Source organism: Flavobacterium sp. (assembly GCF_035456085.1).
GTDB lineage: Bacteria > Bacteroidota > Bacteroidia > Flavobacteriales > Flavobacteriaceae > Flavobacterium.
In genome coordinates, this window is sequence record NZ_DATIDY010000197.1 from 1 (window position 1) to 4,280 (window position 4,280).

Annotated in this window: 5 protein-coding genes; all 5 read left to right on the forward strand. The window is 29.8% G+C overall.

Going from position 1 to position 4,280, the window contains the following annotated elements; genetic code table 11:
• Positions 1 to 198 precede the first annotated feature (198 nt).
• The 5 genes from VLC96_RS14905 (at position 199) to VLC96_RS14925 (ending at position 4,144) form a co-directional block, all read left to right on the forward strand.
• Positions 199 to 342, forward strand: a complete 144-nt coding sequence (locus VLC96_RS14905) for a hypothetical protein (RefSeq protein ID WP_325264162.1) — start codon at positions 199 to 201, stop codon at positions 340 to 342.
• A complete protein-coding gene (locus VLC96_RS14910) occupies positions 326 to 1,363 on the forward strand; it encodes a retropepsin-like aspartic protease (RefSeq protein ID WP_325264163.1) in 1,038 nt (345 codons plus the stop codon). Before VLC96_RS14905 ends, VLC96_RS14910 begins: the two co-directional genes overlap by 17 nt.
• 162 nt (positions 1,364 to 1,525) lie before the next feature.
• Positions 1,526 to 2,638 (forward strand): restriction endonuclease, encoded by a 1,113-nt coding sequence (locus VLC96_RS14915; protein WP_325264165.1) that lies wholly within the window; start codon positions 1,526 to 1,528, stop codon positions 2,636 to 2,638.
• A 183-nt stretch (positions 2,639 to 2,821) separates the two neighbouring features.
• Positions 2,822 to 3,607 carry a hypothetical protein gene (locus VLC96_RS14920; protein ID WP_325264166.1) on the forward strand — a complete coding sequence of 262 codons (786 nt, stop codon included), beginning with the start codon at positions 2,822 to 2,824 and terminating at the stop codon, positions 3,605 to 3,607.
• Between the two features lie 180 nt (positions 3,608 to 3,787).
• Entirely contained in the window at positions 3,788 to 4,144 is a 357-nt protein-coding gene (locus VLC96_RS14925) for a hypothetical protein (protein WP_325264167.1), read from the forward strand.
• The last annotated feature ends 136 nt before the right edge of the window (positions 4,145 to 4,280 follow it).

Genomic DNA, 4,280 nt, shown 5'->3' on the forward strand with positions numbered 1-4,280 from the left:
AACTTGAAATACGCATCTGGTGGCGGGAAATTCCTAGAATATGTTGCATTCTTAAAAATACGAAAAATCCTGTTTTTACACCACTATTTTACTATATTTGTTTACAATCAAACCGAAGTTTTTTCACAGACTGACGTTAGCCGTCAGTTTACGACAGAACTATAAAACCTGAATAATAATTTAAAAGCTAAGATAAAAATGGAAAAAGAATTAATCGAGACAATTAATGATTTAATTTCAGAGATGGAAAAACTAAAAAATGAAATTTCAGAATTAAAAAAAGTTAACAAAGAATTAAAATCAAATGTTTATGTATTGCAAGAACATGTTAGCACTTTGTAAGTCACAAATAATCGGAATTTTTATTTTGTTTTTTGGACCAACTTTAGGTTATTGTCAAAATCCATTAACAGATTCTGATTATTATAAAGCTTACAATGAGTTTGAGATTATGAATTATGCAAAAAATGCTTTTGACTTGGACAATAAAATTTGTGTCTTTTTAAGTAGTTCTGAGACTTTTGATAAAAAAATGGCAGTCGTCGATGCTTTTAATTCTCCTGCTGAAATGGAAGCAGGCGATTTATTTTTAACTTATTTAAAGCATAAATATAATATTAATGAAATTAAACAAATCCCAAAAATAGAAGATAAGCTCATTTTGAGTTATCTATACTTAACATCTAATATTACTCTTTCAAAACAAATTTTAAAGGAAAATGAAAAATTATATTCAGAAAGATTAAGTTTTGGTGTTTTAAAATTTCTTATCAACTCTGAAGAAGAAATTGAAAAAGATGAATGCAAAGTTTGGAGAGATTTTCAAATTTTAGACAATTCTAGTTTTAAAATAAAAGATATGAGAGCAAATGCAATTACTTATATTGCAAAATCTGTTGATAAGTTGAGAAACAAATGTTCTAATGAAATGTTAGTTATTACTAATACAAAAAGACATTTTACAAATGAAAATAAAGTTAATAGATTTCCACTCAAATATGAAAATGGAATATATAAAATCAATATAAATATAAATAATTCTGTAAGATTAGATTTTATATTAGATAGCGGAGCTTCAGTAGTTTTAATTCCGGAAGATGTATTTAGCGTTCTCGTTAGAAATGGAACAATTTCAAAAGGCGACATTCTTGGTTATAAAACTTTCACTATTGCTGATGGTACATCTTCTAAAAAACCAATTTTTAAAATTAAAAGTTTAACAATTGGGAATATTACAGTTAATAATATTGAAGCTTCAATAGGTGAAAAAAATAGTGATTTATTATTAGGTCAATCATTTATCCAAAAATTTAAGTCCATAAAAGTAGACAATTCAAGTAATGAATTAATTATTGAAAACTAAATAAAAAACCGAACGGCTAACAGCTACTACAACGGATTTGGGCAATAGGCTTAATGGAAATATGGTTTTGTATTTGGATGATTTGGCAAATCCGAAAAATGGTCTTAATTTAATCCCAAACCCGCTGTAGTACCAGAACGTTAGGCGTAATTTAAGACAACTATGAGCATAACAAGAACAATTAATCCAATACATTTTGAAGATTTAGAGCCTCATCGCTTTGAAGATTTAATTCGTCAATTGATTTATGATTTTAAAGATTGGAAATCTATTGAAGCTACGGGCAGATTGGGTTCGGATGATGGGATTGATATTCTTGCAATAGAAAACTATTTTGTAAAAACTTCAGATGATGAGGAATCAGAATATTTTGACGAAGAAAGAGTATGGATTATTCAATGCAAACGCGAACAAAACATATCTCCAAAAAAAATAGAAACTATCATTCGTAACGATATTGGTAAGCAAACTGAAATCCCTTTTGGGTATATTTTAGCTTCATCATCAAATTTCTCAAAAAAATCACGCGATATATTTAAACTTACCCTAAACGAACTTGGAGTTAAAGAATTCTATATTTATGGTAAAGCAGAAATCGAAGATTTGCTTTTTCAACCTAAATATGACCATTTGCTTTTCGCTTATTTTGGGATTTCATTGCAAAAGAGAAAGCGCTCATTAAAATCAAATTTAATGGCAAGATTAACAACAAAAAGAAAGTTGACAAAAGTAATTGGCGGTATAGATGCTGTTGATTATCAAACAGTATTTATAAAACCCTCTGAACAGTTTGATTATCCAAAAATTCATGATGATAAGAATTTAGCATGGCGATTTTATGAAACTGCTTGTTATCAACCTGCTGATTGTATATCTGTTTACGCAAAAAAGTATTTGGCTTATGTGAATTGGGAAACTGGGGAATGGGATATGATTGAAAACTTTGATATTGCATTCAGGAGATACCCAAATATTTGGAGTCTCGATGAAAAGTTTTATGATAAATATGATAAACATCTTTCAGAAGCATATGAGAAATGGAATTTAGTAGAACCAAATAATCAAGCTTTTCACATTGAACTTAAAGCAATACATTTTGATAGAATTGTATTGGTTGACGAAATTGGTGACGCATATCATGAGCCTCCACATATTGTAGTTGACTATATTAATGGTTCACCGTTTGAAAACAAAAATCATATTATTTTGAGAGGAACAAGTCCTCATCAGTTTTTGAAACCCGAAGAAGAAAAGAGAATAAAATACTTCAAGTAAACTACGCCTAACAGTTACTACAACGGATTTGGGCAATTGGCTTAATGGAAAGATTGTTTTGTATTTGGGATGATTTGGCAAATCCGAGGAATAGGCTTAATTTAGCCCCAAACCCGCTGTAGTACCAAGACGTTGTGCGATATGCTAAACCAACAGCCGTCAAAAATTGAAACGATAGAAAAAATGAAAAAAACATTTACATTCCTTTTTGCAATTATCTTAATTTTTCAATCATGTGAAAAGAAAACAGAAAAGGCAAAAGAGAAATCCTTTCTAAACGAAGATAACATTTCAATAAAGACAAATAAAAAAAAAACCGATTTTTATGAAGAAGATGGGAAATATAGCATTATAGTGGAGCAAATCGACTCGGTACAATATTACCTTCAAAAGGAAAAAGTAAATAGTCAAAATAGTGAAATCAAAAAAATTACCGACTTTAAAGTTGCACAAAAACTGCTTATTGGAATTGTTGAATTTGATGAAAAAGATATTGATTATCCAATGGTCAAAAAAATTAATTTTATAAATAATCGTAAACCTACACATAAATCGTATTTTGAATTAGACGACTGTTCTTTTAAAGCATATTTCCCGAGCGAAAACATTTTACTTTGTGAAGGAGGACACACCACAGATGTAAGTTTCAATTTAATAAATGGACAAGAAACAGAATTAACAGGAAATCCAGATTATATAAAAACGTCACCTAATAAAATTTTTCGTATAAATGGTCATTATGATGGACAAGAATGCTCCTCATATTTTATTCAGAAAAAAACAAAAAATGAATTTGAAAAAATTATTCAATTAGATACAGAATTTGAAAAACAAACTAAAAAATGGCTTTGTATTATGGGAGATAATTTTTGGAAAGACGACACAACATTTTATTTGACACTAGTAACAAGTTATGGAAAAGATAGAAAGAATTTAGGTTTTTTTAAGATAGAATTATTTAAAAAATAAAATGAAAAGCACAATCGCACAACAGCTACTACAACGGATTTGGGCAATAGGCTTAATGGAAAGATGGTTTTGTATTTGTAATAATTTGGCAAATCCGAAGAATGGGCTTAATTTAGTCCCAAACCCGCTGTAGTACCGGGACGTTACCGGCAAGCATTGACCTAACATTACACAGAAATTATGCTGAAAATACTAACGCAGTTTCTCAGAAAAAAAGATGAACTAATAGGAATTTGGAATAAATATGATGATGGTTCAGGACTAATAGTCATTTTTGGATGGAGTTTACACTTTTTTGAAGATGGAAAAGGAAAAAGTTACTATTGGGAAAGTCAATCTGAAACCTGTTATGATTTTGAATGGCAAAGAGAAGATAAAAACAGAATTAAATTGCGTACTGAAGATGAGGATTGGAAAATAGTAAACTATAAAACTGCCAGACATATTGGAGCATATAAATCCAAGCAAACTAAATTAACCGAAATTGGCAAAGATATGTTTTGGAATTCTCCTGAACCACTTTATAAAAGTCGATAAAAGCCAGCCGGTAACAGCTACTACAACGGATTTGGGCAATTGGCTTAATGGAATAATGGTTTTGTGTTTGAATGATTTGGCAAATCCGAGGAATGGGCTTGATTTAGTCCCAAACCCGCTGTAGTAGCGGGACGTT

Excerpts from the sequence above, each read along its gene's own strand:
- VLC96_RS14925 (WP_325264167.1), top strand. The coding sequence starts at position 3,788 with ATGCTGAAAATACTAACGCAGTTTCTCAGAAAAAAAGATGAACTAATA.
- VLC96_RS14920 (WP_325264166.1), top strand. The coding sequence starts at position 2,822 with ATGAAAAAAACATTTACATTCCTTTTTGCAATTATCTTAATTTTTCAA.
- VLC96_RS14910 (WP_325264163.1), top strand. The coding sequence starts at position 326 with ATGTTAGCACTTTGTAAGTCACAAATAATCGGAATTTTTATTTTGTTT.
- VLC96_RS14905 (WP_325264162.1), top strand. The coding sequence starts at position 199 with ATGGAAAAAGAATTAATCGAGACAATTAATGATTTAATTTCAGAGATG.
- VLC96_RS14915 (WP_325264165.1), top strand. The coding sequence starts at position 1,526 with ATGAGCATAACAAGAACAATTAATCCAATACATTTTGAAGATTTAGAG.